The sequence below is a fragment of the Streptomyces sp. NPDC000878 genome (assembly GCF_053599695.1).
The window spans coordinates 1-24809 of the sequence record NZ_JBSFMT010000011.1 but is presented as its reverse complement, the minus strand read 5'-3'; the positions used below and the strand labels follow the sequence as shown (position 1 = coordinate 24809).

Sequence of the window (24809 nt, the reverse complement as noted above, 5' to 3'; positions counted from 1 at the left end):
CGTGGCTGGTCGCGCAGTTCCCCGCGCCCCTGTCGGGCGCGGCTTCGCCGGCGCCCGCTAAAAGACCACCGCTAGCAGCGTGCCGACCTCTACCTGTTGCCCGGCTACTACGTGAAGTTCCGTTAGCGTGCCGGTCGTCGGAGCCGCGATCTTGTGTTCCATCTTCATTGCCTCCAGCCATAGGAGGGGTTCTCCGGCCTTTACCTCTGTCCCGGTGGTCAGGCCCTTCGCCACTCTGACCACCGTGCCGGGCATCGGGGCCAGGAGGGAGCCGGGGGCGTGTTGGGGCGTCGGGTCCGGGAAGCGGGGGAGCGGGGTGAGGGTTGTGGTGTTGACGTGGATCTGGTCCGCGTACCTCGTGACCTCGAACTTCCTTCGTACGCCTGCTACTTCGAGGACGACGAGGCTCGCGTCCACGTGGACGACCCGTACGCCGTCCGCCGTCAGGCCCTCTCGGGTGTGGCGGTAGGTCACCTCGTGCTCCTTGCCGTCCGGTGTCGCGTACCGCTTGAGCTGCGGTTGGGCGGGGACGTTGCGCCAGCCGCCGAAGCGGGAGCGGCCATGGGCGTCGGAGAGGGCTGCCGCCAGGGGGGCGTGGGGGTCCGGGGTCGGTTCGGTCAGTTGCGTCAAGTGACGGTCGTAGAAGGCCGTGTTCATGCTGGCCGTCGTGAACTCGGTGTGGCGGAGGGAGCGGACCAGGAGGTCGCGGTTGGTGATCGGGCCGTGGATCGTCGCGCGTTCCAGGGCGCCCGCCAGCTTGCGGATCGCCTCCGCGCGCGTGGGGGCGTGTACGACGGCCTTGGCGAGCATCGGGTCGTAGTGGACGGGGATCTGGTCGCCGTCGGTGTAGCCGGTGTCCAGGCGGATGTTCTCCGCTTCCGGGACGGCCAGGCGGTGCAGGGTGCCGGTCTGGGGGGTCCAGTCACGGGCCGGGTTCTCGGCGTACAGGCGGGCCTCTATCGCGTGGCCACGCGCGCGTGGGGGGTCGGCGGCGAGGGGGATGCCTTCCGCGATGCCGATCTGGAGGGCCACCAGGTCGATGTCGAAGACCGCCTCCGTGACCGGGTGTTCGACCTGGAGGCGGGTGTTCATCTCCAGGAAGTGGGCCCTGCCGGTCCCGTCCTCCACCAGGAACTCGACCGTTCCCGCGCCCGTGTAGTCCACGGAGCGAGCCGCTCGTACCGCCAACTCGTGGAGTTCGTGAGTGAGTTCCTCCGGGATGCCCGGTGCCGGGGACTCCTCGATCACCTTCTGGTGGCGGCGCTGGAGGGAGCAGTCGCGGGTGCCGAGCGCCCACACCGTGCCGTGGGTGTCGGCCAGGATCTGGACCTCGATGTGCCGGCCGCCTTCGACGTACGGCTCGACGAAGACCTCGCCGTCGCCGAAGGCGCTCTGGGCCTCGGCTCGGGCCGCCTCCAACTCCCCTGGTAGGTGGGCGAGTTCGCGTACTACGCGCATGCCTCGTCCGCCGCCGCCCGCCGCCGCCTTGATCAGCACCGGCAGGTCGGTCTCCGTGACGTCCGTGAGCGGCTTGAGCCCCATCAGCTTCTTCGCGCGCGTCTTGGACGCCATCGCCTCGATCGCGGCCGGCGGCGGGCCGATCCAGACGAGCCCCGCGTCGAGTACGGCCTGTGCGAAGCCGGCGTTCTCTGACAGGAAGCCGTATCCGGGGTGCACGGCGTCCGCGCCCGCCGCCAGCGCCGCCCGCACGATCAGGTCGCCGCGCAGATACGTGTCCGCGGAGGCCTCACCCGGCAGCCGTACCGCCGCGTCGGCCACGCGCGCGTGCAGGGCGTTCTCGTCGGCGTCCGAGTGCACGGCGACCGTACGGATGCCCAGCTCACGGCAGGTGCGGAAGATGCGGCAGGCGATCTCGCCCCGGTTGGCGACCAGTACAGAGGTGATCACTTTTCGTCCCTCACATTCGGAAGACGCCGAAGCCGCCGCGGGCGCCCTCGTAGGGGGCGGTGTGGATCGCGGAGAGGCACAGGCCGAGGACGGTGCGGGTGTCGCGCGGGTCGATGACGCCGTCGTCGTACAGCCGCCCGGAGAGGAACATGGGGAGCGATTCGGACTCGATCTGCTGCTCCACCATGGCCCGGAGAGCCGCGTCGCCCTCCTCGTCGTACGGCAGTCCCTTGGCGGCGGCCGACTGCCGGGCCACGATCGAGAGCACGCCCGCCAGTTGCTGCGGGCCCATCACCGCCGACTTGGCGCTGGGCCAGGCGAAGAGGAAGCGGGGGTCGTAGGCGCGCCCGCACATGCCGTAGTGGCCGGCGCCGTACGAGGCGCCCAGCAGGACCGAGAGGTGGGGGACGCGGGAGTTGGAGACCGCGTTGATCATCATCGCGCCGTGCTTGATGATGCCGCCCTGCTCGTACTCCTTGCCGACCATGTAGCCGGTGGTGTTGTGCAGGAAGAGGAGCGGGATGTCGCGCTGGTTGGCGAGCTGGATGAACTGGGCGGCCTTCTGTGACTCCTCGCTGAAGAGGACCCCTTGGGCGTTGGCGAGGATGCCGACCGGGTAGCCGTGGAGCGCCGCCCAGCCGGTGACGAGGCTGGTTCCGTAGAGGGACTTGAACTCGTCGAAGTCGGAGGCGTCGACGATACGGGCGATGACCTCGCGGGGATCGAAGGGGGTCCGGAGGTCGCCCGGGACGATGCCGAGCAGCTCGTCGGGGTCGTACTTGGGCGGCTGGACCAGGGCGGGAGCCGGATCGGCGTACGTCTTGCGGTGGTTGAGGCGGGCGACGACGCGGCGGGCCTGGCGCAGGGCGTCGTGCTCGTCGAGGGCGAAGTAGTCCGCGAGGCCCGACACGCGCGCGTGCATCTCGGCGCCGCCCAGCGACTCGTCGTCGCTCTCCTCGCCAGTGGCCATCTTGACGAGGGGCGGCCCGCCGAGGAACACCTTGGCGCGCTCCTTGACCATGATCACGTGGTCGGACATGCCGGGGATGTACGCCCCACCGGCGGTGGAGTTGCCGAACACGACGGCCACCGTGGGAATTCCGGCGGCGGAGAGGCGGGTGAGGTCGCGGAAGACGGCTCCGCCGGGGATGAAGATCTCCTTCTGGGACGGGAGATCCGCGCCGCCGGACTCGACGAGGCTGATGCAGGGCAGCCGGTTGGCGAGCGCGATGTCGTTGGCGCGCAGGGCCTTCTTGAGGCTCCAGGGGTTGCTCGCACCGCCGCGCACGGTCGGGTCGTTGGCCGTGATCAGGCATTCCACGCCCTCGACGACCCCGATACCGGTGACGAGCGAGGCGCCGACCGCGTACTCGCTCCCCCAGGCCGCGAGCGGCGACAGCTCCAGGAAGGGGGTGTCGGGGTCGAGGAGCAGCTCGATGCGTTCGCGGGCGAGGAGCTTGCCACGGGCGTGATGCCGGGCGATGTACTTCTCCCCGCCGCCCGCGAGGGCCTTGGCGTGTTCGGCGTCCAGGGCTGCGAGTTTGCCGAGCATGGACTCGCGGTGGGAGGTGTGATCGGCGGTGGCGGGGTCGAGCGCCGAGGTCAGGACCGTCACAGGAGGGACTCCGGTATGTCGAGGTGCCGGGAGCGCAGCCATTCGCCGAGCGCCTTGGCCTGCGGATCGAAGCGGTGCTGCGCGGCGACGCCCTCGCCGAGGATGCCCTCGACGGTGAAGTTGAGGGCGCGGAGGTGCGGGAGGGTGTGCCGTACGACAGTCAAGTCGGCGGTCTCCGGGAGCAGTTCGCGGAAGCGGGTGGTGGTGAGGGTGTGGGCCAGCCAGCGCCAGGCCTCGTCCGTGCGCGCCCAGACACCGACGTTGGCGTTGCCGCCCTTGTCGCCGCTGCGGGCACCGGCGAGGAGGCCGAGGGGGGCGCGGCGGGTCGGGCCGGGGGGCAGGGGGTCGGGCAGGGGTGGTTCCGGTAGTTCGTCCAGTACGAGGGTGTCGTGCGGCGGGGGTACGGGGATCCGGCGTCCGTCGGCCAGGACGGCCAGGTGGTCCACGGCGTCCTGGGGGACGTACTTCGCCTCGAACACCCCGTAGGGGGCGCCTTTTCCGGGGGGTGCCAGGACATGGAACCCGGGGTAGCTGGCGAGGGCGAGTTCGACAGCGGCACCGCTGAGGGTGCGGCCCACGGTGTTCTGGTCGGGGTCGCGTACGACGAGCCGGAGCAGGGCGCTGGCGGTCTCCTCGGTGGGGGCGTCGGGGTGGTCGGTGCGGGCGAGGGTCCAACTGATCTCGGCGGGGCTGGACTTGGCCGCGTACAGGGCGGTCTCCAACTGGTCGCGGACCAGCTCGGCCTTGTGCTCGATGTCGAGCCCGGTGAGGACGAAGGTGACCTCGTTGCGGAAACCGCCGAGCCGGTTCAGGCCCAACTTGAGGGTGGGCGGGGGCGCTTCGCCGCGTACGCCGTGGATGCGTACCCGGTCGGGGCCCTCCTGGACGAGCCGCACGGTGTCGAGGCGGGTGGTGACGTCGGGGCCGGCGTACCGGGCTCCCTGCGTCTCGTACAGGAGTTGGGCGGTGACCGTGCCGATGTCGACGATGCCGCCGGTGCCGGGATGCTTGGTGATGACGCTCGTGCCGTCGGGGTGGATCTCGGCGAGGGGGAAGCCGGGGTGGCGGAGGGCGCGGACGTCCTGGCGTACGTGCTCGGCGAAGAAGGCGTAGTTGCCGCCGGTGGCCTGCGTACCGCACTCCAGCACATGTCCGGCGACGACCGCGCCCGCGAGGCGGTCGTGGTCCTCGGGCCCCCAGCCGAAGTGGGCGGCGGCGGGCCCGGCGACGAGGGCGGCGTCGGTGACGCGACCGGTGACGACGACGTCCGCGCCCTCGCGCAGACAGGCGGCGATGCCGAAGGCACCCAAGTAGGCGTGTGCGGCAAGGCTGTTGGGGTGGCCGGCGGTGAGGTCGTCGCCCTCGACGTGGGCGACGCGGGCGGGGATGCCGAGCCGGTCGGCCACCTTCCTTACGGCGTCGGCGAGTCCCGCCGGGTTGAGACCACCGGCGTTGGCGACGATCCGTACCCCGCGCTCGTGCGCGAGCCCGAGGCACTCCTCCAACTGCCGCAGGAAGGTGCGGGCGTACCCGGCCGACGGGTCCTTGAGGCGGTCGCGGCCGAGGATGAGCATGGTCAGCTCGGCGAGGTAGTCGCCGGTGAGGACGTCGAGTCGGCCGCCGGTGAGCATCTCGCGCATGGCGTCGAAACGGTCGCCGTAGAAGCCGGAGGCGTTGCCTATGCGGAGGGGGGACAGGTTCCCCTGGGGGGCCGTCACGGTGTACTCCCCGTACTCCCCGAACTCCCCTTCGGCGCGCGTCCGTTGCCCGGCGGTCCGGCGAAGGCCTGGGCGATGTCGAGCCATTGGTCGGCGTCGTCGCCTTCGGCGTGCAGGGCGAGGTCGGTGCGGTGGGCGCGCTGGGTGACGAGGAGGCAGAAGTCGAGGGCGGGGCCGGTGACACGGCCGGCCGCCCACTTCGCGTCCTGCGGACCGTACGTCCACAACTCCCCTGCGGGGCCCACGAGTTCCACGCTGAACTCGTCGAACGGCGGGGTCAGCCCGTGCACACCGAACGCGAAGTCGCGGGTGCGGACACCGAGTCGGACGATGTGCCGGAGGCGGGCGGTGGGGGCGATGCGGGGCACGCCCAGCGCGTCGGCCACGTCCAGGCCGTGGGCCCAGGTCTCCATCAGCCGGGCGGTCGCCATGGAGGCGGTGGACATCGGCGGCCCGTACCAGGGGAACCGCGCCCCGTCGGGTGCGGCGCGCAGGGCGTCCGCGAGGGCCTCGCGCCCGGCCCGCCAGTCCGCGAGCAACTGCGCGGGCGGCTTCCCCGCCCCCTCCTCGGCACCGTTGTCCACGAAGTCCCCGGGCGAGATCAGCGCGTTCTCCACCTCACGGGCGAAGGCGGCTTGGTCGGTCACGGCCAGCACGGAGGAGTGGTCGGTCCAGGCGAGGTGCGCGATCTGGTGGGCGACGGTCCAGGCGGGGGCGGGGGTGTCGAGGGCCCACTGTTCCTCACCCAACTCGGCGACCAGCTGGTCGAGTTGGGCGCCCTCCTGACACATGTCGTCGATCACGGCCGACGGGTCGGACACGGGCACTTCCCTTCGGGCACGACGGTGTGCCGGACATTGTGGCGTGGTGCGGTCCGTGGTCGAAGGATGTCAGCGACACCAGAAACAAGCAAGCGTGCTTGCATTGGTCGGGGGATTACGAGGAGTTGCAGGAAGTGGCTCAAAGGCTCATTGACTCCCGGAAATTGAGGTGCGGCGCCGCCGATCCCAGCAGTACGTTCCGCCGGTGGATAAAGCCGACATCGCGAATGACGTGAACGACGACGACCACCCCCACCAGGACCAGGCCCAAGACCAGGACGGCTACTTCGGTGAACCGATAGCCGCCGACTATGACGACCCCTCCTCCGACATGTTCGCCCCCGCCGCCGTCGAACCGGCCGCCGACTTCCTGGCCGAACTGGCCGGTGCCGGGCGGGCCCTCGAACTCGGGATCGGGACCGGGCGTATCGCGTTGCCGTTGGCGCGGCGCGGGGTCGAGGTGCACGGGATCGACATGTCGCGGGCGATGGTGGCGCGGATGCGGGCCAAGCCGGGCGGGGACGCGATCGGGGTGACGTACGGGGACTTCTCGGCGACGCGGGCCGGGACGACCGACGGGGAGTTCTCCGTCGCCTACCTCGTCTACAACACGATCATGAACCTGACCTCGCAGGAGGCGCAGGTCGCGTGCTTCCGCAATGTCGCGGCGCACTTGGCGCCCGGCGGGACCTTCGTCATCGAGGTCGGGGTGCCCAAGCTGCGGAACCTGCCGCCCGGGCAGAACGTCGTGCCGTTCCACACGAGCCCGACGCGCTGGGCCTTCGACGTGTACGACGTCGCCACCCAGAACACCAGCTCGAACTACGTGGAGGTGGTGGACGGTCGCGGGTCCTACCGGTCCATTCCGTTCCGGTACGTGTGGCCGTCCGAGCTGGATCTGATGGCCCAGCTGGCCGGGATGCGGCTGCGCGAGCGGTGGGAGGGGTGGGCGCGGGAGCCGTTCACGAGCGAGAGCACGAAGCATGTGTCGGTGTGGGAGAAGCCCGCCGCCGACTGACGCCCGCGCTGCCCGGTCAGTCGCCCGAGTAGCCGAAGATGCCCAGGTGGGTCGGCTCGTCGCCGGTGTACAGGACGACGTACAGGCCCGTCCACCGCATACGGCACTCCTCGATCAGGTCCTCTGTGGGGTGCGTACGGCCGCTCTTCCTCTCGTACGCCTCATCGAGCCGCGCCTGGAACTGCTCGGGGGTCGGGCGGTCGGTGCCGAATTGGTGGGCTGCGCGGTCGGGGGCCAGGGGTCGCAGGGTCCCGTAGTCCTTGGCCCTGCGCTCGGAAGGGGGGCGGGTCGTGTGCACCACCCGCTTGATGTCGAGGATCGAGTGGGTGCCCTCCTCCTCCATGAACTCCTCGTCGGCGTACAGGTCTTCGAGCGTCTCGTACGTGTCGTCGTCGCCGTACTCCTGCTGGAACACCTGCGCGTGCAAGTTCCCCAGTGCCCGTTCGACGCTGCCGTCGAACGGAGTGATGTACTCCCAGCCGCTCGCACCCATCGCGCACCCCTCTCCTCCGTGCCCTCCTTGCGAGGACGGCGTCAACCTAGAGGACGGCACTGACAACGGCGCGTCGCCCGGCGGTGCCTGCGGCGGAGAACCGGCTCACGCCTCCAGGGCGAGGGCCGAGTTCATGGACGAGCAGGACAGGCGCAGGAGTTCGGGCAGTTCGCCCGGGGTGCAGTCGGGGAGCCATTCGTCGAGGGTGCAGCGCCAGGTGGCCACGAAGAACTCGATGAGGAGCCGTAGTTCGAGGGGGTTCTGGCCGTCGAACCGGCGGGCGATCTCGGCCTGGACCTCGGCGCAGTGCCGCAGCGCGTACCCGTCGAGTGCCGGTGAGTCGGCGACCAGCCGGAGTGTGAGCGGGAAGCGCCGGTACCAGTCCTCGTCCATGCGCTCCAGGGTCGTCAGCATGGTGCGGAGCAGGACGTCCGCCAGCGGCCCGGACTTCTCCGTACCGCCGTCGTCCAGGACTTCCAGGTAGACGGCCCAGAGCTGCTTGGCGGCGGTGAACGCCACGTCCTCCTTGGAGCGGAAGTTGCGGAAGAAGGTCCGCCGCGACACCTCCACCTGTTCAAGCAGCGCGTCCAGCGGAGTGCTGTCGAATCCACGTTCGCCGAAGAGCGTCACGGCGGTGTCGGCCAGCGCCTGGCGCGTGCGCAGCTTCTTGCGCTCCCGCAGGGTGACGGGCTCTTCGGGGGCGGTCGGAGCGGTCGAGGTGGTCATCGACAGCAACCTTATCAAGGGCGCCGAGATTGAGCGTATGCTCCAATAGAGCAAACGCCACACTGTGGCACTTCATTTCACTTCACTCGTCCGCCTCCCCACCTCCCCACCTTCCCGAAGGGTTCCTCCCGTGCGCGCACTCGTCGTCGACCACACCTCGACCGGACATCTGTCGCTGACGGACGTCCCAGACCCGCGGCCCGCCGCCCACGAGGCGCTCGTGCGCGTCGAGGCGGTCTCGCTGAACTTCGGGGAGGTCTTCCACGGGGCGGCCGATCCGGCGACCCCGGACGGCACCGTGCTCGGGTGGGACGCGGCCGGTGTGGTCGTCCGGGCAGCCGCCGACGGCTCGGGCCCGGCCGCAGGCGAGCGGGTCGTCACCCTCGGCGAGGCCGGCTGGGCCGAGCTGCGGGCCACCCCCGCCACCCTGCTCGGCACCGCGCCGAAGGACACCGACCCCGGCGCCCTGAGCACCGTCCCCGTGGCCGGACTGAGCGCCCTGCACGTGCTGCGCCGGATGGGCTCGCTGCTCGGCCGCCGCGTGATGGTCACCGGCGCTTCCGGCGGTGTCGGCCGGTACGCCGTCCAGCTGGCCGCCCGCGCGGGCGCGTACGTCGTCGCCGTCAGCCGGAACCCCGCCCAGGCGGACGGCCTGCGGGCCCTGGGCGCCCACGAGGTCCACCCCGAGCCGGCCGCCGTACGGCAGCCCGTGTCGGCCGTACTCGACAACGTCGGCGGACAGCAACTCGTGGACGCCTTCGCCTCCTTGTCGGCCGGCGGCACCCTCTTCAGCGTGGGCCGCTCCGCCGGGACCGACTCGGTGCTGCCGGCCGACGCCCTGGTGGGCACCGACGGACGTCACGACCGGTCGATCCGCACGTTCTTCCTCTTCAGCGACCCCACCACCGACCACTCCGCGGATCTGACCTGGCTGGCCGGCGAGATCGCCGCGGGCCGCCTCGATCCGGGCATCAGCTGGCGCGGCCCCTGGACCCGCCATTCCGAGGCGGTACGGGCCCTGCTCGACGGCCGCCTCCACGGCAAGGCCGTCCTCGATCTCCAGTGACCGTCGATCTCCAGGCACCGTCACCATCACGGTCGGTCCTCGTCCGCCCGGAGAAAACCTCGGCTACGGCACTGTGCGAAACCACTGTCCCGTGACACGTCAATCACAGGAGCGGCTCCTAAGTTCCCGTTCCCATGACAGAGAACCGCAGGCACAAGAAATACAGGGCCCGCCGCGTCCTGGCCGCCGGCACCCTCGGGGCCTTAGCCATCGGATCCAGCGTCGTGGCCATGGCCTCCGCCACCGGGACGTTCACCGCAGCCGCCACCGCATGCTCGGGCTCCCTCTCCTTCACCCAGTTCGACACCTCCGCCACCACCGGCAACAACCCCCGGCATGTGGTGACCGGGGACCTCGACGGTGACGGGAACGCGGACGTCGTCGCCGCAAACAACGACGGCAACTCGCTGTCCGTGCTGCTGGGCAACGGTGACGGGACCTTCGGCGCGGCCACCGAGTACGCCGTGGGCGCCCACCCGTACCAGTCCGTGATCGCCGACTTCGACGACGACGGCAACCCGGACATCGCCACCGCCGACTTCAACGGCGGCACCGTGAGCGTGCTGTTGGGGACGGGTGGGGGTGCCTTCGGGGCGTCCACGCAGTACACCGTCGGCGCGGGTGCCCGTTCCCTCGTCGCCGGTGACCTCGACGACGACGGCAAGCTGGACCTGGCGGTGGCGGAGGAGTCGGGCGGCGGGGTCAGCCTGCTGTTCGGCGACGGTGCCGGGTCGTTCACCGTCGACGTCGAGGTGGTGACCGTGACCCGGCCGCACGGACTCGTCCTCACCGACTTCGACAGCGACGGCGACCTGGACATCGCCACCGCCAGTGTCGCCACCGCCGGCGGGGTCAGCGTGGCCCTCGGCAACGGTGACGGAACCTTCGGCGCCGTCACGGAGTACGACAGCGTCAACCGGCTCTACTCCATCGCCCAGGGCGACTTCGACGGGGACGGGACGACCGACCTGGCCACCATCAGCAACGGCTCCAACACCCTGGAGGTGTACGCCGGGAACGGCGACGGCACCTTCCAGGACTCCGTCGACTACACGACGCCCGGTCTCCCCGTCGCGGTCAACTCCGCCGACCTGGACGGCGACGACGTGACCGACCTCCTCGTCTCCTCCCTCAACGGAAACTCCGTCACCGTCTTCCAGGGCACCTCGGGCGGCGCCCTGGACGAGCTGACCGAGCTGGCCGCCCCCGGCGCGTACGAGGCGGCAGCCGCCGATCTGACGTCCGACGGGACGCAGGACCTCGTCGTGGCGGGCAGCAGCAACGACGAGGTGGACGTCTTCACCGGCACCTGCAACTGACAACAGTTCGCAGGCATTCACCCGCTATTCGCACGTGTTCGTACGTATTCACAGGTGGGCGAGCGGTGCCCGGCTTGGGGGCTGGGCGCCGCTCGTCCACCGCGAAACGTCCCTCAAGCGCTCGGCAAACCTCCCGCAGACGTCCCGCGAACTCCCGCAAGGGCTCAGGCCACCACCGTCAGCGTGATCGCCCCGCTGTAGTCACCACCCGGTTCTACGGCCGTCAGCACGCCGTCCACCGTCATCGCGACCGTGCCGCCGACTGGACCCGCGGTGACCGCCGAGTCCGCCGAGAGGGTCAGCCTGCTCAGGTACGACGTACCCGTCACCGCCCACTCCGAGCCCGCGTCCAGGGTCACGAGCACGCCGTTGTTGACGACCGGGCCGGGGGTGTTGGTCACGTGGCCCAGTTCGGCGTACTCGGCCGAGGTGATCGTGGTGACGGCGTGCCGGGAGACGGATGACGACAACACGCCCTGGACATGAGCCCCTTGGAAGGTCAGGACCATGTTCCTGCCCGTACGCATGGCGTTGCAGAAGTCGCCCGTCAGCTCGATGTCCGTGAACGTCGCCGTCGTGTCGGTGTCGTGGACGGCGGTCGTGTCGAAGGTGCCGTCCTTCACCGGGTCGGCGGTCGGCTCCGTGTACACCCCGGCGTTCGAGCCCGGGTTGTCGGTCTCCATCACCTGGAGGACGACCCCGTTGCCCGGGTTCAGCGCGGCACCCTGGGAACCGTCCACGGTGATCGTGGCCCGAACCCCCTTGTCCAGGAAGGTCGTTGCGGCCGAGGTGAGAACGGTCCCACCGCTGATGTGCAGGGTGCCCGCGCCGTGCCACATCACCCCGAAGCCCCGGGAGTCGATCACTGTGCTCCGTACGGGGATGGCCTCCAACTCCGCTTCCGACAACCCCAGTTCGAGGTCGGAGTTGAGCTGGGCGATGTCGGCGCTCGTGCTGTCGCCGTAGTGCACCGTCCCGTTGGAGGCGCCGATGATCGTGGCGTACGTACCGGCGTCGAGTACGCAACCCAGGATGCGTTCCGTGACGTTGCCGTCGGCAAAGGTGGCGTAGCCCTCGGTGCCGAGGTTGGCGATGGAGCAGTTGATCGCGGTGGCCTGGGCGTTGCTGACCGAGTCGACCGAGAAGGCACCCCAAGTCTCGGAGGAGATGGACGAGTTGATGTACGTGGCCTTCGTGCCGGTGCCGATCAGGTTGGTCGCGCGGACGTTGCCCGAGATGCCCAGCCGCCATGGCACGACCAGCATGTTCGCACCGGCCGCGAAGACGTAGTCGGCGGGCACGACCCCGTTCAGGCACCGGATCGACGAGTTCTTGACGACGACGTTCGCCCCCTTGTCCGCGACCAACCCCGTACGTTGCACACCCACGTTGGACACCGTGACGCCGTCCACGACGAGCGTCGTGCCCGAGCCGGTGCCGACGATCGCCGCCCCGTAGCCGACGAAGTCGCAGCGCCCGTTGGCCGTGAACCCGATCACCGTGTCCTTGATCTCGTACGCGCCCCCGCCTGCCACGTACACCCCGTTGAACGCCTCCCCGGTGGAGGCGATGCCCACTTCTCGCGCCGCCGCGTCGGTCACCGTGCCGCCCACCAGGGCCGACAGCGCGGACTTCGTGGCCACGGCGCCCGTGCCGTCGACGTACAGCGCCTGGCGTAAGGGGAAGGTGACCCCGGCGAAGGTGGCGAGGTTCTCCTCCGCGACGGTGAGGACGATGGCCCCGGTGTACGAGCCCGGCGCGATCGTCGTGCTCGTCGCCAGCGTCGCCGTCAGCACCGATCCGCACTCGACGCCGTCGATCGTCATCGTGAGGGTGCAGCCGGTGGGTGTGGTGAGGGTGCCTCCCTCGGCGATCGTGAGGGCGGTGAGGGGCGTGGTCGCGGTGAGGACGTACGTCTCCCCCGCCGCGACCGTCAACTCACTCTCGCTGTCGGCCTGTTGGGGACCTGCCGCCGCGCGGGCGGTGCCCGTTCCCGTGCCCGGGAGGGCCAGCACCGCCCCGGCCGTCACCGCTGCCGTCAGGGCCCGTACACGGTCTCTCATCGACGGGTCGTAGGTACTGCCGCTACCGCTGCCGCTGCCTGATTCCATGAGCCCGGAGTCTGCCCCCAGGGCTCACGCACTGTCGACAGTTAGGTGCGAATTCAAAGGTTCACCCCTTGACCCGGCCATAGTGTCGACACTAGGAAGAAGGTCGGCACGTAAGCCAACCCCCACAAGGAGGTCCAAGTGACCGGCAGACTCTCCGGCAAGGTCGCTCTCGTCACCGGTGCGGGCGCCGGGATCGGCCAGGGGTGCGCGCTGCTCTTCGCCGCGCAGGGCGCGACCGTCGTCGGCTGCGACATCGACCCGGCGGCGGCCGAGCGGACCCAGAAGCTGGCCGCCGAGCGGGGGCTGGGCGTCGAGGTGCTCGCGCCGCTCGACATGACCGTCCCCGACGACGCCCGGCGGTTCGCGGACGAGGCGTACGAGCGGCACGGGCGGGTCGACGTACTGGTCACCGCCGGTGCGATCGCCCCGCGCATGGCGTCCGCCGCCGAGATGGACTTCGACGCGCAGTGGACGCCGACGATGCGCGGCGAGGTCGACGTCGTCTTCCTGCCGGTGCAGGCTGCCTGGCCGCATCTTGTCGCGTCCGGCGGTGGGTCCATCGTCAACTTCGCCTCGGTGAACGCCTTTCGGGGCAGCGGCACCTTCGGCATGGTCGCCCACTGCGCGGGCAAGTCGGCCGTACTCGGGATGACCCGTCAGCTCGCCGTCGAGGGCGGTCCGGCGGGCATCCGGGCCAACACCATCTCCCCCGGCATGGTCCGCACCCCGGCCACCGAGTCGGCGGGCGCCCACGAGGGCGCCGCCCGCGAGGCCCTGCTCGCCCGCATTCCCCTGGGCCGGGTCGGCACCCCCGAGGACATCGCCTGGTGCGCCGTCTATCTGGCGTCCGACGAGTCGGCCTGGGTCACCGGCGGCAACTTCCCGGTGGACGGCGGGGTATTGGCGAAGTGACACGGGCGCCGGACCTCAACTGCCGTACAGGAGACCGCTGTTCAGAACGTCGGCGTTCAGGAGACCGCCATCCAAGAAGCCGCCGTTCAGGAAGCCGCCGCCCGGCGCCGACGCGCGGGTTTCCGGCCGCGCCCGGCGGCGTCCTGCTCCAACTGCTCCTCCACCGCCCGCAGCGCACGGACCGTCGCCCCGGCGATCAGCGCCGACGCCAGTTCCCCGTCGCGCTCCTCGCAGGCCTGGAGCAGGCGTTCCTGGTCGTCGACGCTGTAGGCGAGGCGCCCCGCACGGGTCAGGCTCAGGTGGCGCAGCATCAGGGTGCGCAGGGCGAGGGAGTCGAGGATCTGCTTCAGGGTGCTGTTGCCGACGATCTCGGTCATCCGCTCCTGGAGCTGCACATGGCTCCAGAAGTACGCGTCCACGTCACCGTCGTCGGCCAGCTTCCGCATCCGCCCGACCCGGAGCCGCAGTTCGGCCAGCTCCTCGTCGGTGGCGCGCTCGACGAGCAACCCGGCCAGCATGGAAAGGAGTTGGCGGCGCACCTGGTAGATGTCGCGGATGTCCTGGAGGGAGGGCGCGGCGACCCGGGGCCGCCGGCGCGCCTTCATCTCGACCAGGCCCTCCTGTTCGAGCACCATCAGCGCCTCGCGCACCGGCGTCCGGCTGGTGTCGAACCGGCGTGACAGATCGACGCTGTTGAGATCCTGGCCCGGTTCCAGCCGGCCCTCGATGATGCCCGACCCCACCCATTCGGCGATCTGCGCGACCAACGGCTCACGCCTGTCCCGCAGGCGCAGCAGGCGCGCGAGCACCACGACGTGCGTGTCCTCATCCTCTTCGGCAGCCATCCGGCGATTCTCCCTGACTCAGAGCGACACACAGCAAACGCACGGTGTCGACACTATCCCACTCTCCAGCCGACATATACCCCAGCCACCGGCCTTCTGTCGACAGACAACAGTCAACCATCACCCCAGGAGGAACAATGCAGAGAGATCAGGCAGATCAGCGAAATCCCAGCCGCCGTGCCGTCGTCGGCGGTGCCGCGCTGGCCGGGCTCACCAGCCTGACCGCCCTCAACACAGGAAACGCGACCGCCGCGTCCAGGTCCGGGGCCGGCGCCTCGGCCGACGCGCCCTGGACCCCCGTACCCCTCCCCCAACAGGTCGCCGTCACCGAGTACCAGATACCCGTCGCCGGGGGCGGCAGCCTGTGGGCCTGGGACACCGGCGGGGACGGTCAGCCCGTGATCCTCCTCCACCCCGGGTCCGGCAGCGGCGAGAGCTGGCCCTACCAGCAACCGGTGTTCTCCGGTGCGGGCTTCCGGGTCATCGGGTACTCGCGGCGCGGCGCGTACGGCTCCGTGGCCGGCACCCGCACCGAGTCCGACACCGCCTCCGGGGACCTGAACACCCTCGCCGACCATCTCGGCCTGGACCGCTTCCACCTCTCCGGTTCGGCGGCGGGCGGCTATGTCGCCGTCGACTACGCGCTCTCGTACGGGGACCGGCTGTACGGACTCACCGTGTCCAGCAGCAAGATGGGCGTCACGGACGCGGAGTACGCGGAACTGGAGCAGCTGCTGCTGCCCGACCCGTGGGACGACATGCCCGTCGACTTCAAGGAGTTGGGCCCCTCGTACCGGGGCGGCGACCGCGACGGCGTGGCGGCCTGGCTGGAGATCAACGCCCGCGCCAGGACCGCCGACGCCTTCCCCCAGTCACTCGCTCACACGACCACTTGGGCCCTGTTGGAGACCCTCACCATGCCGGTCCAACTCCTCGTCGGGGACGGCGACCTCTACAGCCCGCCGTCGCTGATGCGGCTCAACGCGCAGCACATCCAGGACGTGGAGTTCCATGTGATCCGCGAGTCGGGCCACAACCCGCACTGGGAGCAGTCCGTGCAGTGGAACCGCCTGATGGTCAACTTCCTTCGCTGGTCCGGCCGTTCGCGGTAGGCACCTGTACGTCCAGGGCCACCAGGAAGCGGGACACCATGTTGTACGCGGCCACGGTGGCGGTCAGCTCGACAAGTTCCGCGTCGGTGAAGTGGTCCCGCAGGGCGTCGAACAGCTCGTCCGGGACATGCACATCGCGGGTCATCGCGTCGGTGTACGCGATGACCCGCGACCGGCGTACGTCGTCCAGCTCAGGCCTCTCCTCACGCAGGGCCGCCAACTCGGCATCCCCCAGGCCCGCTTCACGCGCCGGGCCCTCGTGCGCGGTCCATTCGTACGGGGCCCGGTTGAGGACGGCGATCCGCAGGACGACCAGTTCCCGGATGTCGGCGGGCAGCGCCATCCGCTGCCGTACGGCGCCCAGAAGGCTGTTCCAGCCGTCGGCCAACTGGGGGCTGTGCAGCAGCATTTGGTCCAGGGGGCGGAGGGAGCCGCCACGACGTGCGCGGATACGGTCGGCGATCTCGCCGACCCCTTCGGTGCCGGGGAGTCGTGCCACGGGATGAATCTCCTGGAGATAGGTGGGGCGTCAGAGGGGGCGGGGCAGCATCGCCAGCAGCCGCATCGCGTCCAGCCGTTCGACCCGCCCCAGCTCTACGGGAGTCACCTCACCGCCGAAGACCATCGCCTCCGTGTCGGTGAAACGGGGCCAACTGGGCAGGGCTCCGGCACCGTTGGGGTCGCCCGTGTCGACGAAGCGAACCCAGGTGTCCGCCATCGTTCGCGCCAGCGCGCGGTCGGCCTCGGTCCAGGGCCAGGGTCGGGCGTGCAAGTTGTCGAGCACGTACGGGAGTTCGGCGGTGTGATGGACGCCGTATCCCGGGAGACCGTCGCGGGGCGGGGCCAGGTCGAGGTCGGGCGGCAGTGGTGGCGTACGGGTGAAGCGGTACATCCAGGTCGGTGCGACGGCGCTGTGGGCCCGCGCCCAGTGCCACACGGGGTACGTGAAGCGGCTCTCGCCGGTGAACCGCCGTGCCGTACGTCGGACTTGGTCGCCGTCGCGCAAGGGGTACAGCTCGTCCGTGCCCGGCTCGACGGGCAGGCGGCGTACAGCGTCCAGGGTCGCGTACACCGAGCCTTCATCGGAGTTGGTGCCCACGAGCAGCGGGACGGGGTGCTGGTGTCCGGCGGCGAAGACGTCGTCGCTCGGGGCGGTGAGGGCCCGTCCGTCGATGACCGGGCCAAAGTGACCCTTGAGGACCAGCTCGACGCCGTCGGTGCGGCGCAGCCCGGTAACATCCCGGTCTCCGAACTCCCCTGCCCAGCACAGCCCTTGTCGCTGTGCGGCGGCCTGGTCCGGGAGCGGTCCCTCCGCCCTGCCGACGCCCGAGGCGCTCTGGCCGATCGCGGCCCGGAAGAGGGGGCGGGCCGTGGTGGAGGCCATGAGGTGACAGATGTGGGCGGCTCCGGCGGAGTTGCCGGCGAGGGTGACGCGGTCGGGGTCGCCGCCGAAGGCCGCGATGTTCTCCCGTACCCAGGTCAGGGCCGCGACGATGTCCAGGAGGCCGTAGTTGCCGGACGCTCCGAGGTCGTCCTCGGCGGCCAGACCCGGGTGGGCGAGGAAACCGAGGGCGCCCAGGCGGTGGTTGAGGGTGACGACGACCACGCCCCGGCGGGCCAGGGAGCGGCCGTCGTGGATCTCCTGGCCGCCGTGGCCGTAGCGGTTGCCGCCGCCGTGGATCCACACCATCACCGGCAGGCCGCCTCCGACTCCGCCCCCGCCGGGCGAGTCGGACGGTTCCGGGGTCCAGACGCTGAGGTAGAGGCAGTCCTCGCTCATCACCAGGGCCCGCCGGTCGGCGAAGTTGGTGTGGAACATGATCGAGTCGCGGGGCGGCTGCGGTTGCAGGGGCGCGGGGCCGAAGTCGTACGCGGGACGCTCGCCGTCCCACGCGGCGGGCGGCCGGGGTGGCCGCCAGCGCAGCTCGCCGACGGGCGGCGCGGCGAAGGGGATGCCCCGGAAGACGGCCACGTCACCTTCCCAACGCCCCTTTAGTCGGCCGGTGTTCGTACGCGCCCGGATCGAGGAGTCGGATTCGACTGCCTGGCCGGTCACCCGGCCGCCCTGTGCTTGTGCAGTCGGCCGTCCTTCATGATCACCGCGAGCCGGTCGCGGTCCTGGAGGATGCGGATGTCGGCCAGCGGGTCGCCGTCGACGAGCACGAGGTCGGCGAGGAACCCCTCCCGGACCAGGCCGAGTTGGTCGCCGAGGCCCATCACCTGACCGCCGTACCCGGTCGCCGCGCGCAGCGCCTCGGCCTGGGTGAAGCCGAACCAGTCGACGAAGAGTTCGAGGTCGCGGAGGTTGCGGCCCACCGGGTTCCAGGCGAAGCCGTAGTCGCCGCCGGGGACGACGCGGATGCCGCGCCGGACCAGTTCGGGCACGACCCGGCGTACGGCCTCGGCGGTCGCCTCCACCTCCATGCCGGGCTCGGGTTCGCTGCCGGCCTCGTGGAGGTTGGCGTGGATGATGCCGGGGGTCGGGGCGACGAAGATCCGGTCGCGGGCGGCTTCGAGGAGGTCGAGGGCCTCCTCGTCGGCGAAGGTGCAGTGGTAGAAGGCGCGGATGCCGTGCCGTACGGCCATCTTGACCGACTCGGCTGCGTGGGCATGGGCGGTGAGCCAGACGCCGTGCTTCTCCGCCGTACGGGAGGCGGCGGCGACCTCCTCGTCCGTGAACTGCACGATCCGCGAGGTGCCCTGGACGACGGCGCTCTCTCCGGAGAGGGACAACTTGACGATGTCGACGCCGAGTTCGGCCATGCCGGTCACGAAACGGGACACCGACTCCGGGTCGGAGGCGCGGCCGTCGACGCCCGGGAAGTCGTACACGCCGGGCTCGACCATGCCTGCGCTGCCCTCCCAGGAGGCGGCCTTCAGACGCGGGCCGGGCATCCAGCCCTCGGCGAACGCCTTGCGGGCCGCGATCTCCGTACCGGGCAGCCGGTTGCCGCCGGAGTACGCGCTGGTGATCCCGTGGTCGAGCAGGACCCGGCCCGCGTGGGCCACCAACAGGGCCTTTTCCTCCGGCGGTTCGTCACGGCTCCGGGACAGGTGCTCGACGGTGGAGCCGAATCCGAGGTGGGCGTGGGCGTCGACGAGACCGGGGAGGAGGGTGCCTCCGCCGCCGTCGATCACTCTGGCGCCCGCCCGCTGGTCGCGGGGCACATCGGCGGCGACGGCGGTGATGCGGTCGCCCTCGACGAGCACCTGGCCCGGGAACGGGTCGCGTCCGGTGCCGTCGAAGATCTGGACGTCGGTGAAGAGCGTACGGGTCATGGGGCCGTCCTCCGGAAGCGGTGCCGCATCTCCCCCACCGACCCTATGCGACTGACCAGTTCGTCGTCCGGTGTGAGGAACCGCTGCGGCACGCGCCGGTTGCCGACGCCCGCCGGAGTGCCCGTGAAGATCAGGTCACCGGGGAGCAGGGTGCAGAACTCGCTGAGGTACGACACCAGTTGCGGGACGGGGAAGATCATGTTGGCCGTACGGTCGTACTGGACGACCTCGCCGTTCAGCTCGCAGGTCAGCTCCAGGTCGTCCCGGTGCCCGACGGCGTCGATCTCGTCGAGGCTGACGAGCGCGGGACCGACAGGGCCGAACCCTGGATACGACTTGCCGAGCGAGAACTGGGCTGGTCTGCCCGCGAGTTGGCTGATCCGCTCGGACAGGTCCTGGCCGACGGTGAGCGCGACGACCGGGTCCCAGCCCTTCTCCACGGGCACCTTGTGCGCCTCGCGGCCGATGACCGCGACCAGCTCCAGCTCCCAGTCGACGTTGCCCGGCGGCAGGTCCACGGTGGTGTACGGGCCGGTGAGGCAGGTCGGGAACTTGGTGAAGACGAGGGGTGCCGATGGTTCCTCGTAGCCCGCTTCCGCCGTGTGGGGGCGGTAGTTGAGGGCTACGGCGAAGATCTGACGCGGGGCGGGGCGGCCGGGGGCCTGGAGGTCGGCCGGGTCGTAGGGCCGGGCATCCGTGGCGGACGCGGATCTCGACCACTCACGCAGGTCGTCCCAGTGGGCGAAGAGGTCGGTCGCGAGGTCGGTCGGGACAGGGATGGCGCCCTCGTCCGTCAACAGGACGGTACGACCGGCGAGTTGTGCGATGCGCATCGGCTCAGGCCCACTGTCCGGCGGGCGGCTCGTCGGTCCCGTACGCGTCCTTCCAGGACAGCACCGGGTTGCGCAGCACGCCCAGGCCCTCGATCTCGGCCTCGACGACGTCACCGGGCTTGAGGTAGTTCGCGAAGGGGTCCGAGGTGCTCGCGGCGACGCCCGCGATCGTGCCCGTGGTGATGATGTCGCCCGCGCTGTAGATCTGCGGGGAGTGGTAGGCGACCAACTGCGGGATCGAGACGGACATCCGCGAGGTGTTGGACTTCTGGCGTACGTCGCCGTTGACCCGGAGTTCCATGTCGAGGTCGTGCGGGTCGTCGATCTCGTCCGCCGTGACGATGTACGGGCCGATCGGGCAGAACGTGTCGATGGCCTTGGAGAAGGAGAAGACCCCGGACTCCATCTCCCGGCGCTGGATGTCGCGCGCGGTGATGTCGTTGAACACCAGGTAGCCCGCGATGTGTTCGGCGGCCTCCTCGGCGGAGAAGAACTTGCCGGGTTTGCCTATGACGACGGCGAGTTCGAGTTCGTAGTCGAGTTCGCGGGTCAGGTTGGCCGGGTACACGATCGGCTCGTCCGGGCCGATGACCGCGTCGACGTTCTGGAAGAAGACGATGCCCTTGTTGACCGGGTGGGACCAGTCGACCCGGACCAGGTCCTCGTGGTGTTCACGGAAGTTGCCGGCCGTGTGGAAGAACTTCTTCGGCACGATCGGGGCGCGCAGCCGTACGTCCGCGAGCGCGAACGTCTGCCCGGTTTCCCGGACTTGACCATCGTGCGCGAAGAACGCCCGCGTAGAGGGCACTTCCAGCTCCACGACGGTCTCGCCGTCGAGCCGTCCCACCAGTCCCTCGTCGAACGTCACCAGCTTCATCGAATCTCCGACCTCGCTCAACCACCCACAGGCCTTAACTGTCGACAGACAGCCTGGCAATCACGCTGTTGAACGTCAATAGACGCGTCAAGTGTGGACACAAATCCATGTCGTGGCTTACCGTCCGGACCATGCGCGCTACTTGGGACTTCAGGGGAACGCGAGCGCTGGTCGCCGGCGCCGGTGGCATCGGAGCGGCGGTCGCCGGGGCGCTGGCCGGGGCGGGCGCGGTGGTGCTCGTCCTCGACGTCGACAAGGCGAAACTCGACCAACTCCAGCAGGAGACCTCCGGTTCGGTCAGCGGGCTGGCCGTCGACCTCACCTCGGCGGACGCCTGCCGTGCCGCTGTCGGCCGTACGGTCGAACTCCTCGGCGGAATCGACGTGTTCGTGCACGCGGTGGGCGCCAACGACCGCCGTCCGGTGCTGGAGACGCCCGACGAGGTGTGGGAGCGGATCACCGCGATCAACCTCGACAGCGCCTTCTGGCTGGGCCGGGCCGTCGGCGCGGTGATGGTGCCCGCCGGGTACGGGCGGATCGTGTACCTGTCCTCCGTCTCGGGGCTGCTCGCGCACGCGGACCACTCGCCGTACGCGGCGACCAAGGGCGGGGTGAACCAGCTGATGCGGGTGATGGCACGCGAGTGGGCGCCAACTGGCGTCACCGTCAACGCCGTTGCCCCGGGCTACACCGAGACCGAGCTGACCCGCGACTACCTCGCCCGGCCCGGCGTACGCGCCTCCCTGGAGTCGCTCGTCCCCGCCGGACGCCTCGGCCGGCCCGGGGATCTGACCGGCCCCGTCCTCTTCCTCGCCTCCGACGAGGCGGCGTTCGTCACCGGACAGGTGCTGTATGTCGACGGCGGGCGGACCCTCGTATGACATCCGTGTCCTCCAACTCGCCTTCAGAACTTCCTTTCAGAGCAACAGATCTCATGAACGGAGCCCGTATGACCCCCGTGACCCCCGTATCCGAACGCTTCGCCGGGAAGACCGTCCTCGTCACCGGTGCCGGTACCGGGTTCGGCGCCGAGATCGCCGTACGGGCCGCGCAGGAGGGTGCCGACGTCGCGGTCCACTACCGCGGCTCCCTGGCCGGCGCCGAGGCAACTGCCCGGCGCGTGACGGAACTTGGCCGCAAGGCCTTCGTCGTCCAGGCCGACATCGCCGAGCACGACCAGATCAGACGCCTCGCCGACGAGGTCTGGTCGCGCTTCGGGCGCCTCGACGTGGCCGTGAACAACGTCGGCGACGTGGCCCGCGAGCAGATGTCCTGGCGGGACATCACCGAGGAGTCCATCGACCACGTCCTCGCCGTCGACATCAAGGGCACGCTGCTGTGCACGCACGAGTTCGGGGCGCGGATGCTGGAGCAGGAGGGGGGCGGCGCGATCGTGAACGTCGGCTCCACCGTGGTCGTACGAGGGAGTGCGCGGGCGCCGCAGTACGCCGCCGCCAAGTACGGGATCATCGGGCTGACCAAGTCGTACGCTCAGGCCTTTGCGCCCAAGGTTCGGGTGAATGTCTTTGCGCCGGGGTTCATTGAGACGGCGGCGACGCTTGGGCGGGACGACTGGAAGAGTGGGCGGGGGGATGTGTTGCGGGCGGCTACGCCTATGGGGCGGATTCCTGGGCCTGCGGAGTTGGCGGGGACGGCGTTGTTCTTGGCTACGGAGGATGCGCAGCACATTACGGGTGGGTTCTTGATTGCTGATGGGGGCTACAACATGGTTGGGGCGTAGCGCTCCGCGGGTTCGGCAGGTTTTCGGGTGCGGGTGCGTTGTGGCTGGTCGCGCAGTTCCCCGCGCCCCTGGGTTGGTTGGGGATCTGGCCCGCTGAAAAGCTCGGCCCTGAATCGCCCACGAAAAGCCCCGGCCCCCGGGAATCGGTTCGCATCCAAATCCCGGGGGTCGGTCTTTTGTTGGCGTTACGTCGTTACGCGACCGTCAGGGTGATTGCTCCCGAGTAGGAGCGGCCGGCCGTGATGGTCGTGGTCGTGCCGTTGACCGTCAGGGTTACCGTTTTGCCGGTCGGGGCCTGGATGGCGGCGGTGGAGGCGAGCGTGAGGGCGCTCAGGTATGACGTGCCGGTGATCGTCCAGGTCGTGCCGGCGCCCAGGGTGACCAGGACGCCGTTGTTGACCACCGCGCTCGGGGTGTTGGTGACCTCGCTGATCTCGCGGTACTCCGCCGAGGTGATCGTGGAGACGGCGTGCTTGGCCGTGGACGCGGAGATGACGCCCTCGACCGTGGAGCGGGTGAAGGACAGGGTGAGGTTCTGACCCTGGATGCTCCCGTTGCCGCCGCCCCAGACCGAGTTGTAGAAGTCGCCGGTCAGGGCGATGTCCGTGAACGTGCCCTTCGCGTCGGTGGACTGGGACGAAGTCGTCGTCCAGGAGGAGGACTTGGTGGGGGAGCCGGTCGGCTCGGTGTACGTGCCTATGGTCTCCGTCTTCCACGCCTTCCCCGAGACCGTGACGCTGCTGGGGCGGTCGGAGTCCATCAGCTGGAAGACAACTCCGTTGCCGGGGTTGATCGTTGCACCGTCGGAGCCGTCGGCCGTGACGGCGCCCGCGACCGCCTTGCACATGAACGCGGTCTCGCCGGTGTTGACCTGGGTTCCGCCGTCGATGGTGACCGACCCGGCCGCGTACCAGAGGACCATGAAGCGACCGGCGTTGACGACCGTCGAGCGCTCGGGCAGTGCGCTCAACTCCGCACTGGTCAGGCCGAGTTCGAGGGACTCATTGAGGGCCGCGACCGCTTCCTTGGTGCTGTCGCCGTAGTGGGCCGAGGCGCCCCAGTGGATCAGGGCGTAGTCGCCGACGTCGAAGGTGCAGCCGAGGAAGTGCTCGGTGACGTTGCCGATGGCGTACGAACCGTAGCCCTGGCCACCGGTGTTGGCGATGCTGCTGTTGATGGCGGTGAGCGTGCAGTAGCTGCCCCCGTCGACCGACAGGGCGCCCCACTTCTCCGACGAGATCGAGGAGTTGACGAAGGACAGCTTGGTGCTCGTACCGAGCAGGTTGGTCGTACGGACGTTGCCGGACAGGCCCAGCATCCACGGGACGGTGATCATGTACCGGGTGTCGCCGGTGCCGGCGGTCGGGTACTCGTCCGGGACGGTGCCGTCGGCGCAGTGCAGCGTGGAGTTCTTGACGACGACGTTGGCGGTGGCGTCGGCGATGACGGCGGTGCGGACCACGCCCTCGTTGCTGATGGTCGCGCCGTCCACGACGAGCGTCGTGCCCTCACCCGTGCCCACGATGGAGGCGCCGTACCCGATGAAGTCGCAGCGCCCGTTCCCGACGTACGCGACCTGCGGATTCGTGAGCGTGTAGGTGCCGCCGCCGGCGACGTACACGCCGTTGAACGCCTCGCCGTCCGACAGCAGCCGGATGTCGCTCGCGCCCGTGTCGGAGACGGTGCCGCCGAGGACCGCCGAGGGGACCGACTTGGCCTCGTCGACGCCGTCGGCGTCCACGTACAGGGCCTGGCGGAAGGGGAAGGTGAGGTCGTCGTAGGCGACGTCGGTGGCCTCGGCGACGGTCAGGACGACCGTTCCGGAGTAGGTGCCCGCCGCGATGGCGGTCGCCACTCCGCCGTAGCCGTCGGTGAGTTCGGCCAACTCGCTGCCGATCTCGACACCGTTGACGGTAAGGCTGAGGCTGTAGCCGTCCGGGACGGCGATGGCACCGCCCTCCTCGATGACGAGGGCGCCCGCGGTGGTGGTCTCCGTGAGCGTCAGGGTCTCCCCGGAGGCGACGGTGATCGTGTCGGCAGCCGCGGCCCGCGCGGTGGCCGGTACGAGAACCGGCGGCGCCAGTACGGCGGCGACCGCCACGAGGAGGGCTCGATTGCGGGACCGATAGCTGATGTTGGTGCGCAGCACTGTGAACTCCATGGGTTTCAGGGGGTTTTCGGGCAGGGGGAAGGGACGCGTGGCGTCAGCCTGAGAAAAGAAGATGAGGAGAGGAGAAGGGAGGAAAGGAGAGGTAAGGAAAGGGGGGCTCAGGTGCCTTAGCGGATTACGGACTCCGTCAAGTCCGGTACGTCCGGCGCCCGTTCGCCTCGGATGCGGGACAGGACGCGCGTGCGCAGTTCGGTGAACCGGGGATCGGCGCGGGTGGTGAGCTGGTCGCGGTCGGCGCCCAGGGG

Annotated in this window: 21 protein-coding genes; 7 read left to right on the top strand and 14 right to left on the bottom strand. The window is 70.1% G+C overall.

Going from position 1 to position 24809, the window contains the following annotated elements:
* Positions 1 to 57: 57 nt before the first annotated feature.
* From ACWDR4_RS12795 to ACWDR4_RS12780, 4 genes are read right to left on the bottom strand one after another with little or no spacing between them, the layout of a single operon-like run.
* Positions 58 to 1908: an ATP-binding protein gene (locus tag ACWDR4_RS12795; protein ID WP_450407488.1), complete on the bottom strand. Its 1851-nt coding sequence runs from the start codon at positions 1906 to 1908 to the stop codon at positions 58 to 60.
* Between the two features lie 10 nt (positions 1909 to 1918).
* Entirely contained in the window at positions 1919 to 3523 is a 1605-nt protein-coding gene (locus tag ACWDR4_RS12790) for an acyl-CoA carboxylase subunit beta (RefSeq protein ID WP_450407485.1), read from the bottom strand.
* On the bottom strand, positions 3520 to 5220 hold the full coding sequence (locus tag ACWDR4_RS12785; protein ID WP_450407795.1) for an acyclic terpene utilization AtuA family protein: 1701 nt from the start codon (positions 5218 to 5220) through the stop codon (positions 3520 to 3522). The genes ACWDR4_RS12790 and ACWDR4_RS12785 overlap by 4 nt, the downstream gene beginning before the upstream one ends.
* A 17-nt stretch (positions 5221 to 5237) precedes the next feature.
* On the bottom strand, positions 5238 to 6062 hold the full coding sequence (locus ACWDR4_RS12780; RefSeq protein WP_450407483.1) for a TIGR03084 family metal-binding protein: 825 nt from the start codon (positions 6060 to 6062) through the stop codon (positions 5238 to 5240).
* A gap of 232 nt (positions 6063 to 6294) precedes the next feature.
* Here ACWDR4_RS12780 and ACWDR4_RS12775 point away from each other — a divergent pair, with 232 nt between their 5' ends.
* Complete coding sequence (locus tag ACWDR4_RS12775) at positions 6295 to 7080, top strand: class I SAM-dependent methyltransferase (protein WP_450407792.1); 786 nt, start codon at positions 6295 to 6297, stop codon at positions 7078 to 7080.
* A 16-nt stretch (positions 7081 to 7096) separates the two neighbouring features.
* Here ACWDR4_RS12775 and ACWDR4_RS12770 read toward each other — a convergent pair whose 3' ends face one another.
* A complete protein-coding gene (locus ACWDR4_RS12770) occupies positions 7097 to 7573 on the bottom strand; it encodes a hypothetical protein (RefSeq protein WP_450407481.1) in 477 nt (158 codons plus the stop codon).
* A gap of 105 nt (positions 7574 to 7678) precedes the next feature.
* Positions 7679 to 8299 carry a TetR/AcrR family transcriptional regulator gene (locus ACWDR4_RS12765; protein ID WP_450407478.1) on the bottom strand — a complete coding sequence of 207 codons (621 nt, stop codon included), beginning with the start codon at positions 8297 to 8299 and terminating at the stop codon, positions 7679 to 7681.
* A gap of 130 nt (positions 8300 to 8429) precedes the next feature.
* Here ACWDR4_RS12765 and ACWDR4_RS12760 point away from each other — a divergent pair, with 130 nt between their 5' ends.
* Positions 8430 to 9365: a zinc-binding dehydrogenase gene (locus ACWDR4_RS12760; protein ID WP_450407475.1), complete on the top strand. Its 936-nt coding sequence runs from the start codon at positions 8430 to 8432 to the stop codon at positions 9363 to 9365.
* Between the two features lie 134 nt (positions 9366 to 9499).
* On the top strand, positions 9500 to 10684 hold the full coding sequence (locus ACWDR4_RS12755) for an FG-GAP repeat domain-containing protein (protein ID WP_450407473.1): 1185 nt from the start codon (positions 9500 to 9502) through the stop codon (positions 10682 to 10684).
* Positions 10685 to 10848: 164 nt separating this feature from the next.
* Here ACWDR4_RS12755 and ACWDR4_RS12750 read toward each other — a convergent pair whose 3' ends face one another.
* A complete protein-coding gene (locus ACWDR4_RS12750; protein WP_450407471.1) occupies positions 10849 to 12747 on the bottom strand; it encodes a hypothetical protein in 1899 nt (632 codons plus the stop codon).
* A gap of 186 nt (positions 12748 to 12933) precedes the next feature.
* On the opposite strand from ACWDR4_RS12750, the gene ACWDR4_RS12745 reads away from it, so the two are divergent.
* Positions 12934 to 13707 carry an SDR family NAD(P)-dependent oxidoreductase gene (locus tag ACWDR4_RS12745; protein ID WP_450407469.1) on the top strand — a complete coding sequence of 258 codons (774 nt, stop codon included), beginning with the start codon at positions 12934 to 12936 and terminating at the stop codon, positions 13705 to 13707.
* An 86-nt stretch (positions 13708 to 13793) separates the two neighbouring features.
* Here ACWDR4_RS12745 and ACWDR4_RS12740 read toward each other — a convergent pair whose 3' ends face one another.
* Entirely contained in the window at positions 13794 to 14552 is a 759-nt protein-coding gene (locus ACWDR4_RS12740) for a GntR family transcriptional regulator (protein WP_450407466.1), read from the bottom strand.
* A gap of 137 nt (positions 14553 to 14689) precedes the next feature.
* Between ACWDR4_RS12740 and ACWDR4_RS12735 the strand changes: the two genes are divergently transcribed.
* Positions 14690 to 15664 (top strand): alpha/beta fold hydrolase, encoded by a 975-nt coding sequence (locus tag ACWDR4_RS12735; protein WP_450407463.1) that lies wholly within the window; start codon positions 14690 to 14692, stop codon positions 15662 to 15664.
* Here the strand turns inward: ACWDR4_RS12735 and ACWDR4_RS12730 are convergent.
* The 5 genes from ACWDR4_RS12730 to ACWDR4_RS12710 are packed head-to-tail and all read right to left on the bottom strand — an operon-like array spanning position 15630 to position 20653.
* A complete protein-coding gene (locus ACWDR4_RS12730; protein ID WP_450407461.1) occupies positions 15630 to 16163 on the bottom strand; it encodes a carboxymuconolactone decarboxylase family protein in 534 nt (177 codons plus the stop codon). The genes ACWDR4_RS12735 and ACWDR4_RS12730 overlap by 35 nt on opposite strands.
* Before the next feature lie 30 nt (positions 16164 to 16193).
* Positions 16194 to 17720 (bottom strand): carboxylesterase/lipase family protein, encoded by a 1527-nt coding sequence (locus ACWDR4_RS12725; protein WP_450407458.1) that lies wholly within the window; start codon positions 17718 to 17720, stop codon positions 16194 to 16196.
* On the bottom strand, positions 17717 to 18943 hold the full coding sequence (locus ACWDR4_RS12720; RefSeq protein WP_450407456.1) for an amidohydrolase family protein: 1227 nt from the start codon (positions 18941 to 18943) through the stop codon (positions 17717 to 17719). The genes ACWDR4_RS12725 and ACWDR4_RS12720 overlap by 4 nt, the downstream gene beginning before the upstream one ends.
* Positions 18940 to 19776, bottom strand: a complete 837-nt coding sequence (locus ACWDR4_RS12715) for a fumarylacetoacetate hydrolase family protein (RefSeq protein ID WP_450407453.1) — start codon at positions 19774 to 19776, stop codon at positions 18940 to 18942. The genes ACWDR4_RS12720 and ACWDR4_RS12715 overlap by 4 nt, the downstream gene beginning before the upstream one ends.
* A 4-nt stretch (positions 19777 to 19780) precedes the next feature.
* A complete protein-coding gene (locus ACWDR4_RS12710; RefSeq protein ID WP_450407451.1) occupies positions 19781 to 20653 on the bottom strand; it encodes a fumarylacetoacetate hydrolase family protein in 873 nt (290 codons plus the stop codon).
* A gap of 131 nt (positions 20654 to 20784) precedes the next feature.
* Between ACWDR4_RS12710 and ACWDR4_RS12705 the strand changes: the two genes are divergently transcribed.
* Together ACWDR4_RS12705 and ACWDR4_RS12700 are read left to right on the top strand one after the other, a co-directional pair.
* Positions 20785 to 21534: an SDR family NAD(P)-dependent oxidoreductase gene (locus tag ACWDR4_RS12705; RefSeq protein ID WP_450407449.1), complete on the top strand. Its 750-nt coding sequence runs from the start codon at positions 20785 to 20787 to the stop codon at positions 21532 to 21534.
* Positions 21535 to 21602: 68 nt separating this feature from the next.
* Entirely contained in the window at positions 21603 to 22394 is a 792-nt protein-coding gene (locus ACWDR4_RS12700) for an SDR family NAD(P)-dependent oxidoreductase (RefSeq protein WP_450407447.1), read from the top strand.
* 193 nt (positions 22395 to 22587) lie between these two features.
* Here the strand turns inward: ACWDR4_RS12700 and ACWDR4_RS12695 are convergent, their stop codons facing one another.
* Complete coding sequence (locus ACWDR4_RS12695; RefSeq protein ID WP_450407444.1) at positions 22588 to 24555, bottom strand: hypothetical protein; 1968 nt, start codon at positions 24553 to 24555, stop codon at positions 22588 to 22590.
* Between the last annotated feature and the right edge of the window lie 254 nt (positions 24556 to 24809).

Bases quoted from the DNA above. Each gene is read 5' to 3' on its own strand.
- ACWDR4_RS12770 (WP_450407481.1), bottom strand. From the start codon at position 7,573: ATGGGTGCGAGCGGCTGGGAGTACATCACTCCGTTCGACGGCAGCGTC.
- ACWDR4_RS12755 (WP_450407473.1), top strand. From the start codon at position 9,500: ATGACAGAGAACCGCAGGCACAAGAAATACAGGGCCCGCCGCGTCCTG.
- ACWDR4_RS12720 (WP_450407456.1), bottom strand. From the start codon at position 18,943: ATGACCCGTACGCTCTTCACCGACGTCCAGATCTTCGACGGCACCGGA.
- ACWDR4_RS12705 (WP_450407449.1), top strand. From the start codon at position 20,785: ATGCGCGCTACTTGGGACTTCAGGGGAACGCGAGCGCTGGTCGCCGGC.
- ACWDR4_RS12735 (WP_450407463.1), top strand. From the start codon at position 14,690: ATGCAGAGAGATCAGGCAGATCAGCGAAATCCCAGCCGCCGTGCCGTC.
- ACWDR4_RS12710 (WP_450407451.1), bottom strand. From the start codon at position 20,653: ATGAAGCTGGTGACGTTCGACGAGGGACTGGTGGGACGGCTCGACGGC.
- ACWDR4_RS12740 (WP_450407466.1), bottom strand. From the start codon at position 14,552: ATGGCTGCCGAAGAGGATGAGGACACGCACGTCGTGGTGCTCGCGCGC.
- ACWDR4_RS12715 (WP_450407453.1), bottom strand. From the start codon at position 19,776: ATGCGCATCGCACAACTCGCCGGTCGTACCGTCCTGTTGACGGACGAG.
- ACWDR4_RS12765 (WP_450407478.1), bottom strand. From the start codon at position 8,299: ATGACCACCTCGACCGCTCCGACCGCCCCCGAAGAGCCCGTCACCCTG.
- ACWDR4_RS12695 (WP_450407444.1), bottom strand. From the start codon at position 24,555: ATGGAGTTCACAGTGCTGCGCACCAACATCAGCTATCGGTCCCGCAAT.
- ACWDR4_RS12700 (WP_450407447.1), top strand. From the start codon at position 21,603: ATGACCCCCGTGACCCCCGTATCCGAACGCTTCGCCGGGAAGACCGTC.
- ACWDR4_RS12750 (WP_450407471.1), bottom strand. From the start codon at position 12,747: ATGAGAGACCGTGTACGGGCCCTGACGGCAGCGGTGACGGCCGGGGCG.